The organism is Halochromatium roseum, assembly GCF_016653315.1.
GTDB classification, from domain to species: domain Bacteria; phylum Pseudomonadota; class Gammaproteobacteria; order Chromatiales; family Chromatiaceae; genus Lamprobacter; species Lamprobacter roseus.
Window position 1 is genome coordinate 106,838 of the sequence record NZ_NHSH01000066.1, and the last position, 7,338, is coordinate 114,175.

Annotated in this window: 6 protein-coding genes and 2 pseudogenes; 1 reads left to right on the forward strand and 7 read right to left on the reverse strand. The window is 61.5% G+C overall.

What is annotated here, in order from left to right:
- Window positions 1–254: 254 nt before the first annotated feature.
- The 7 genes and pseudogenes from darG to CCR96_RS18430 all read right to left on the reverse strand — a co-directional run bounded on the left by darG (window position 255) and on the right by CCR96_RS18430 (window position 6,915).
- Window positions 255–1,322 (reverse strand): type II toxin-antitoxin system antitoxin DNA ADP-ribosyl glycohydrolase DarG, encoded by a 1,068-nt coding sequence (gene darG, locus CCR96_RS18405; protein WP_201222041.1) that lies wholly within the window; start codon window positions 1,320–1,322, stop codon window positions 255–257.
- Between the two features lie 11 nt (window positions 1,323–1,333).
- Window positions 1,334–1,810 (reverse strand): DUF4433 domain-containing protein, encoded by a 477-nt coding sequence (locus CCR96_RS24735; RefSeq protein WP_274601150.1) that lies wholly within the window; start codon window positions 1,808–1,810, stop codon window positions 1,334–1,336.
- Window positions 1,726–1,989, reverse strand: a pseudogene (locus tag CCR96_RS25655) (DarT ssDNA thymidine ADP-ribosyltransferase family protein); the annotation flags it as partial. The pseudogene CCR96_RS25655 and the gene CCR96_RS24735, both read right to left, overlap by 85 nt.
- A complete protein-coding gene (locus tag CCR96_RS18415; RefSeq protein ID WP_201222045.1) occupies window positions 1,989–3,338 on the reverse strand; it encodes a restriction endonuclease subunit S in 1,350 nt (449 codons plus the stop codon). The pseudogene CCR96_RS25655 and the gene CCR96_RS18415, both read right to left, overlap by 1 nt.
- Window positions 3,338–6,154 (reverse strand): type I restriction-modification system subunit M, encoded by a 2,817-nt coding sequence (locus CCR96_RS18420; protein ID WP_201222047.1) that lies wholly within the window; start codon window positions 6,152–6,154, stop codon window positions 3,338–3,340. The genes CCR96_RS18415 and CCR96_RS18420 overlap by 1 nt, the downstream gene beginning before the upstream one ends.
- A gap of 96 nt (window positions 6,155–6,250) precedes the next feature.
- Window positions 6,251–6,670: a type II toxin-antitoxin system VapC family toxin gene (locus tag CCR96_RS18425; RefSeq protein ID WP_201222049.1), complete on the reverse strand. Its 420-nt coding sequence runs from the start codon at window positions 6,668–6,670 to the stop codon at window positions 6,251–6,253.
- Window positions 6,671–6,681: 11 nt separating this feature from the next.
- Complete coding sequence (locus CCR96_RS18430; protein ID WP_201222051.1) at window positions 6,682–6,915, reverse strand: FitA-like ribbon-helix-helix domain-containing protein; 234 nt, start codon at window positions 6,913–6,915, stop codon at window positions 6,682–6,684.
- A gap of 211 nt (window positions 6,916–7,126) precedes the next feature.
- Here CCR96_RS18430 and CCR96_RS18435 point away from each other — a divergent pair.
- Window positions 7,127–7,338 (forward strand): annotated as a pseudogene (locus tag CCR96_RS18435) (recombinase family protein); the annotation flags it as partial.

Here is a 7,338-nt window from a genome sequence, read left to right on the forward strand (position 1 = left end):
GTAAGCCTGGCTTCATGGCCTGAAAAAGTACCTTAACCACTCGGTCGCACTTGTGCTAAATCGGCCGCATGGCTCTGGTAAGATCTTGTTTTTACGTCGAGACGCCGTTTTCGTCCAGGTTTTTACTTGTGTTAACGCTTGTGCTAAATCCGGCTCCCGACAGCGCTTGCCGCAGCCAAGCGACCCGGTGGCCAACCAGGCTGTCGAACCGGGGAGCCGCTTTGCATTCAGATTCAATGGCCTCCTGGCTCCCGTTACTCACTTCCCGATGGGGTAGATAGCCACCCAGCGTTTTCTAACTGCCGCCAAGCGGCTGTGACGTGCTCAGGCTTGAACAGACGAGCCTTGCGGTTGTTCCAGGTCCGTACCCGCTCACCGGCCTCCTCGATGCTCGCCGCGGGCATCCCCGCGCCTCCGCTCGGATGGTGCGCGACCCAGTGCACGGTCGCGAGCAATTCCATGCCATAGGGCGTCTCGAAGCCTTCGATCAGATCCACGACCTGCTCCAGGCGCTGCCGAGATTCTGGCTTATCCGCAAGGAAGGTTGTTGCCGCCTCCACAGCGCCTGGCAGCAGCTCGATCTCGGTATCGGGCTTCTGGTCATCGCCATAGCCACGGATGAAGTGGCCCTCCATCACCTCAAGCACCTTATTCAGGTTCGCCGCATAGGGGCCGTAGTGCCCGGCCTCGTAACGCAATCGCAGTGGCTCACCGGCGGCCTGAAGGAAGTAGGCCAGTTTTTGCACCTCCAGCAGCGTGCGGCTGTAGTCGAGCGCGGCATAGGCGTCCATCAGTCGGATGAACAAGGCCCTAGCCTGGGTCATCGTCGGCCGCTTGGTGCCGACGGGCATGGACTTTGCTTGCGGAGTCCCGCTGGGCTCGAACAACAACACCCGAACGTCGGGCAAGCGCGAGAACGCCGCCTCAATCATCGGCCGCACAACGCCCCAGTCGAGTCCGCCAAGGCCGCAACCAAGCGGCGGCACGGCGATGGAACCGATTCCCAGCCGCTGCACCTCGGCTACGAGCGCCATCAATCCGGACTCGATGTCCTCAATACGCGACTGGCCGCGCCAGTGGCGCTTGGTCGGGAAGTTGATGATCCAGCGCGGATTGACGAGCCCCCCGTTATCGTGCACCAACATCCGGCCCGGCACCATCTCCCCGTCCTTGCAGGCACGCTTGTAGGTCTTGAAGTTGGCTGGGAATGCCTGCTTGAACTGAAGCGCGATGCCCTTGCCCATGAAGCCGACGCAGTTCACGGTGTTCACCAGCGCGTCCGCGTCAACGGTGAGCAAGTTGCCCTTGGCGATCTCGATCATCGGACACCTCCTCAGTAGTAGTACCAGTCGCGCTTGACGGCGACCTTCGGTTGTTGGCGATCCGGAAAACGGCCAAGCGTCGTCGCTACTCGGGCCTTGACGGTCCCATCGAAGACGCCGATGCCGCGGATGAGCGACCAATCCAGCGACTGCCACACCAGAAACTCCGCTTGCTTGCGGCGTCGCCGGTCGTTGTCCTCCGATGTGTCCGTCCAGTACCGCGCGCCGACCAGGCCCCAGTCAACCTGATGCAGCTCGCGGACATCGTCATACCAGATGGTGAAAGTCGCAAGGCCATGGCCGTCTGTGAAGACGAACCGGGCGCCGGACCGCTGGACAGCCTGAACCGAGGTGACCAGATAGACCAACAACTCCTGACCCTCAGCGTAGCCCCGTCTACGCGGCCGGTCTTCAGATTCAACAGCATCGGAGACAGCGGACCGAAATAAAAGGGCACATAATCGTGAACGTTGCCACCAGGGCCGCAGCGAACCGTCCTGACGCGACGGCTCGCTTGGACATCGACGTTGTGGATCGCCTGGTAGGGTAGCCCGTCCTGGGGCGTGTGATTCGGGGCATGTAGTGCCCCGCGTGTTAGCAGCGTGGGCAGGCTGCCCAAGTGGATCAGGCGATACACCCACGTCGGATTCGGCGGTTGACCGGGCATCAGGGCATTGTCATGTCCAGAGGGAGGGTGACTCGGCCGCTGAGCAAATCCTTCGACAGTCCAGCCCTCAGATTGCGAAGCTTTTTTGCTCCATCCTCCTCGGCCCTTATCGTATCGTCGCAGGCACGGATGCCTTGAACGATGCGCTCCTGCTCTTGAATCGGTGGCAACGGAAAGGGCATTTTGGCGAAGCGATCCGCGCCAAGATGTGCCACAGATGTTGTCTGCTTTGCTACCCTGGTAAAGCGCCCCGTATGCAACCAATGATGAAAAACAGCTTGACAATAGTCGGGCACGGATCTGCTGTTGCAGCGAAACCGAATGAGCGTATTCTGAAAACAGAAGGCACCAGGATCGCCCCTGTAAACGGCGCTGCGGCCGACCAACTCCAGGCTTTGCCCTTCGTTTAAGAGGATATCATCAGGCTCAAGGCCGTAAATTTTTTGCTCCGCAGGATCGAAATTCATGGATAGAACATCAGTGTAATCGATGTAACCGTCGAATACATTGGCGACGCGCAGGTAGGGTCTTATGTGCGATCCCGCTTCATGAGCCGGTGATCGCTGCCGACCCAGCCGAACTTGGCCCGCCTCTTCAACCAAAAGCACAGTCCATTGCTTGGGAAGTCGACCGAGTGGTGTATGGTCGAAATGCTCAGGTTTGGTTCCGGGATCACGCACATCGCCGTTCTCGTCGATGCCGCGAGTCAGCAAGTCATGGAGCAGTCCAATTCTGATTTGCTTGAGCTTGACAATCACCGCATTCGACTGCTGTATTGCCTCGTCCATGTGATCCAGGAAAGCGCCGATATGTTCTCTTTGGATTGCTGGAGGTGCGTAAAGGCGAAGCGCTTCCACATCTTGCTCGTTCACCGCCGGATAGTTCGAGCCAACCTCCCTTGCGCGAAGCTGGCTTGCAACAGCGTTACCAAACAACTGGTGGAACAGATATGCGCTGTCTGACTCTTGATGTGGACGCAGCACAGCAAAGCCGGTCGACGCGACTAATGGAAGGTCGACGGGGGTGCGAATGATGCCATGTGCTTTTAGTCCGGGTCGGACGGTCGAAAGGAGAACGTCGCCAGGTCGAACCACGCGTTGGGCTCGACTTGGTGCATCAACCCTGGAGCAGACCCTGGTAACGGACCAGTCGATCACACCCTGATTGATCGAGGAGATATCCAAGTAGCGAAACTGCGCTGGTTGTTCAGAGCCAGAGCCTAAGGATTCCGGATTCACTGAACAAATATCAGTAATTGGGCAGTCGACTCCATGAGCGCTGCCTAAGGCCGCTGCTTCGGTCAGGGCTTGCGAGGCTCCAAGTATTGCGAGGCTTGACCCGTCTTCCATTACGTGTAGTCCAATTGCTCTAGTACGGAATTGATCCGCCCCTCTATGCGGGCGCGGTCTTGGCGCAAATTTGTCAGTGTGATGCGATACTTGTTCCAAGTCTTCTCTGCGAAACCGACTGCTGCAGCTCGCTGCTCCGCCAAAGCCGCATCCAACCCTGCTTGCAGGTCTTGCGCGAACAGCATCAACACCAACTCCTCTTTTTCGTCCTCGCTCATCACCCCGCAACGTGACTTCAGCTCCTCCAAGAAAGCGGCGAGCAGGGCGCGGTAGCGTTTGCGGGCCTTGGCGAGGTCGTCGAGGATTGTCTGGTAAGGCGTTAGTGCCTCACTGATCCGGTTCAGCTCGGCATGGACCGGAGCCAGTTGCCTCTCGAGCGTCCGGTGCCGCGCCTCAGCGTCGCGAAGCTGTTCTTCGCGCTTGCGTGCCGCCGCGCGGGCACGGGCATTGTCGGCGACAGGCAGCTCAAGCTGCGCCTTCAGCCGTCCGATCTGGGTCGCGAGCTTGCCAATCGCCTTCAACGGCTCGCGATGTTCGGCGCGCAGCTCCTTGGCCTGGCGCTCCAGATCCTTGGCCTGATTCCAGTTGCTCAGCTCATCCTCGTCCAGATCCTCGGGCGCGTTGTCGGCCTCGAAGGCGGCCTTGTCGGCCTTCAGGCGCGCGACCTCGGCGCGGGTCTCGGCGATCCGCTCCAGGTAATCGCCCATGGTGGCCAGCACCAGCTTGTGGCTGAAGGGATCGAACGCCGGGCCGGTGTTGTCTTCGTCGTCCAGGGCATCGGCGATGGCGTCGATCCAGCCGTCGATGACGCCGGCGAAGCCGCGCTCCATCAGGGTCTTGAGATCGGCGAGGCTGTCAGTCCACCAAGCCGCGACCACACCGGCGAGCTTGAAATAGTCCAACACCGCGAGCGGGGCGAGGGCCTCGGCGAAGCTGGCCAGCATCTCGGCGCGGACGGCATTGAGGTTGCGGCGCTCGCTCAGCGCGGTGAGCTTGGGGGCATGCGCGCGCCACCAACTGGCGAGCTGTTCCTGGACGCTCTGGAGGCGGGCCTGGACGCCGGGGTCTTGCTCGATCAGCGCTCGGATGGCCGCGCGTTCGGTCAGGGCTGGGGCAAAGTCCCGATAGGCGCTCTGGGCGAGCCGAAGCTCCAGTTGTCGGGTCGCCGTGACGCGCCCGGTGGTGTCGCTGGCTGGCGGGAGCTGGTCGCTGTCGGCTGGGTTGCCAGCGGGGCGCCGCTCATCGCGGGAGACGAAGAGCTTGCTCGGGTCCAGCCCGATGGCCTCGAACAGCGCGCGCTGGGCGTCGATCTCCGCCGCGGGCACGCCGCCATGCAGATGCGCGCGCACGTCCTGCGGCTCGGGCGGCGGGGCGTTGTCGACATAGCGGCGGATGTTCAGGTTCCAGTCGTTGCTCGGGTCGCCGATCTCGGCGATCGGCACGACGCGGGCGTAGGCGGGCAGATCCTCGAAGCGCTTGTAGGCAGTGACGATCTTCTCGATGTCCTCCGGCCTGAGCGCGTTCTGCGCGCGACCGGCGTGATACTCGGCATCGGCGTTGATGAACAGCACCCGGCCACGACGGCCCTCGGGCTTGTTGGGGTTCTCTGGCTGGCCGCTCAGGTTCGGGCGCATCACCAGGATGCAGGCCGGGATTGCGGCGCCGTAGAAGAGATTCGGCGGCAGGCCGATGACGGCCTCGATCAGGTCCTGTTGCAGTAGCTTCTGGCGGATCTCGCGCTCGGCGCCGGCGCGGAACAGCACCCCGTGCGGCATCACCGTGGCGACCATGCCATGGGGCCGACAGACCGCGAGCATGTGCTGGGCGAACATCAGATCGGCCTTCTTGCCAGTGGTGGGGCACCAACCCCAGCGAAAGCGCTCGGGGTACTCCATGTTGGTGCGGCTGTAGTTCTGACTGAAGGGCGGATTGGCGATGACGCGATCGAAGCGCTCTAACTCCCCGGCCTCCCGGTGCTGGGGGTGCAGCAGTGTGTCCTCAAGCTGAATGTCGGCGCCCTCGACGCCATGCAGCAACATGTTCAGCTTGCAGATCGACCAGGCGGAGGCATCGTTGACCTGGCCCGCGAGCACCAGATCACGCGGGTCGCCGCCGGATTGCTCGACATACTCGCGGCTGATGATCAACATGCCGCCGGAACCGCAGGTGGGATCATAGACGCGCATGCCGGCGGCGGGCTTGAGGATGCGCACCATGAGCCGGATCAGATCGCGCGGGGTGTAGAAGTCGCCGCCCTTCTTGCCGGCGGATTCGGCGAACATGTTGATCAGGTATTCGTAGGCGCTGCCGAGCAGGTCCGAGAACTGGAAGTCCTCGTTGCGCAGCCGGTGCTTGCTGAAGTGGCGCACCAGGTCGGCGCAGGCATCGTCGCTGACCACGCGCTTGTTGCCCTGCATGCGCTGGAACTGGATGTGGTCGAGCACATGGGTCAGGGAGTCGTTGCTCTCGGTGAGCGCCGCGAGCGCCTCGTCGAGCCGACTGCCGAAGGGCTTGCTGGCGTCGCTGAGCTTGGATTGCAGGTAGGTCCAGCGCGCCCGTTCTGGCACGAAGAAGCTGTCGTAGAAGTCCGGGTTCTCGCCATAGCGCTGCTCGGCGATATCTTGCATCAACCCTTGCGCCACCTTGCGGTTGACGATGCGCTCGCGCTCGGCGTCGTACTGGTCCGAGCAGCGCTTCAGGAACAGCAGGCCGAAGATGTAGTCCTTGTAGGTGGCGGCATCCAGTCCTTCTTGGCGCAGCCGGTCGGCAGCGGAGAGCAGGTGGCGTTCGAGCTTGGCGAGGGAGAGCTTGGGCATGGGTGCTGAGAGCCTGCCCTATCGAGGGGCTGCATCTAGGGCGGTAGCGCGTCGCTGTCGAGAAGAAGGATGATGAGCATCCATCCGGCCGAACGCTCAGGAGTAGAACGGATTCAGGAGCTTGACGCCGGTGAAAGTGAAATCATCGATGTTGCGGGTGACCAAGGTCAGGTCATTTATCAGCGCCGTCGCAGCGATCTGCTTGTCGAGTACGTTCTCGGGATGCGGGACGCGCAGTCGCCCCCACAGCAACGCCTCCGCGCGGCCAAAATCCAGAATTCGGTTCGCGTAGTCATCCATCAGCGAATTGAGCCAGCGTTCAAGCCGCTGTGCCTGCGATCTATCTCCCCGATACCGCAACAGATCAACCCCGCGCCTGAGCTCACCAAGGGTGACAACGCTGAGGTAGACGCGGGCATGATCGGCATCCAAAGCGCGGACTAACTCCAGGACACCGGCATTGGCCCGCTGACCCTTGCGCAGCTCGCTAACAACATTGGTGTCGAACAAATACATCCGGGTGTTGTTCAGTCGAAGACCGGCGGCGCAGTCTCGTCTTGCCTGCGCGCAAAGTCTTCGTCGTGGCCAACATCCGGCATGTCTGCGAGCACTTGCAGAAAGCTGCGACGCTTCGGACGCCGCAGGGCTTCCTCCAGAATGCGCCGGTGCTCCGCTTCGGCGCTCACGCCATGAGCACTCGCACGCTCCTTAAGCGCCTGGCTGATATCAGCATCGACATTGCGTACTAATAGATCGGCCATCACATCATCCACCTAGGCTCACTTGGTGTTCAGCATGATAGCATTGATAGCGGCCCTTCCGATACGCTCGTCGATCAAGAGCAGTTTGCCTAGTCCATCAAGGTCTTGCGCAACCTTAGAGGCGCTGCTGCAGCGGATCGGCAATGTGGAGGGTTCTATCCGTTGAACAAATAAATAGACGGACATAGCCTTTTGCGCTATTCTGTTCTGCATGAAGCGCATCAAACTCAGTGCCTGGGCCAAGCAGCAAGGGATTGCGTACCGCACCGCGTGGAACTGGTACAAGGCGGGGAAATTGCCGGCCCCGGCGCACCAAACCGAGACCGGCACCATCCTGGTCGAGGTGACTGACGAGGCTCCGGCGGGCGGCACACGTGCCGTGCTCTACGCCCGCGTCTCCAGCCACGACCAGAAGCCCCAGCT

Excerpts from the sequence above, each read along its gene's own strand:
- darG (WP_201222041.1), bottom strand. The coding sequence starts at position 1,322 with ATGATCGAGATCGCCAAGGGCAACTTGCTCACCGTTGACGCGGACGCG.
- CCR96_RS18415 (WP_201222045.1), bottom strand. The coding sequence starts at position 3,338 with ATGGAAGACGGGTCAAGCCTCGCAATACTTGGAGCCTCGCAAGCCCTG.
- CCR96_RS18420 (WP_201222047.1), bottom strand. The coding sequence starts at position 6,154 with ATGCCCAAGCTCTCCCTCGCCAAGCTCGAACGCCACCTGCTCTCCGCT.
- CCR96_RS18425 (WP_201222049.1), bottom strand. The coding sequence starts at position 6,670 with ATGTATTTGTTCGACACCAATGTTGTTAGCGAGCTGCGCAAGGGTCAG.
- CCR96_RS18430 (WP_201222051.1), bottom strand. The coding sequence starts at position 6,915 with ATGGCCGATCTATTAGTACGCAATGTCGATGCTGATATCAGCCAGGCG.